Source organism: Oleiphilus sp. HI0079 (genome assembly GCF_001635105.1).
On sequence record NZ_LWFT01000182.1, the window covers coordinates 1 to 697 of the forward strand.

Annotated in this window: 1 protein-coding gene; it reads right to left on the reverse strand. The window is 48.9% G+C overall.

The features are described from left to right. Positions 1 to 697, reverse strand: a 697-nt coding sequence (locus A3750_RS25245; protein ID WP_231871682.1) for a DUF294 nucleotidyltransferase-like domain-containing protein, incomplete at both ends; no start/stop codon positions are given.

Genomic DNA, 697 nt, shown 5'->3' on the forward strand with positions numbered 1-697 from the left:
GCCATCGCAACAATCGGCACAGTACCACGATGTTTGAGATCCAACACTGCACGATGGTTGCCATCTTTCTCCAGTACAAACTGTTTAAAAAAGCCAAGCGGAGGCGTGCTTTGAAGGGTGTTCTCAGCCATGCGGGCATGAAATATCGAATTCTTTGTTGCATCCCTTGCAACAAATTCTTTTAAGCCCTGCGTCAACGTACCATCGCCATCGACATGGCGTATATCGTAAAAAATACTCGCGTGCATTAACGCCTTGGGATCGGGCTCAACAATCCAGTGCGCGAAGTAATTTTTCCAGACACTTAGCGGCTGACACCACTTTTCGTTCATCGCCATGATACCGCCAGGGCAGTACTTTAAGCCGCTCTTATCTAGCCCGTCATTCACAAAACGCGCGAAGCTTTCAACCTGAATGCTTTCAGTCTGGGTTAGTTCTCGCTCAAGGATCAGACCATTGTCCTGATCCGAACCCAACATCTGATCGGCACGTGCCTGAGAGCCAAAAACGACCCACGCGTATTGGCATGGCAATTCACCGCACTCTTTGCGAGCTAGGAAAATAAGCTGCTTTGTTACCGCATCGGTTATCGAGGTGATAATGCGGCCTATCTCATGTGCCCGCACATTGGCGCGAATCATCTTATCAATCAACTCAGGCAGCGCTTTGCAGCGTTCTTCTATTTGCTCAACGGTTT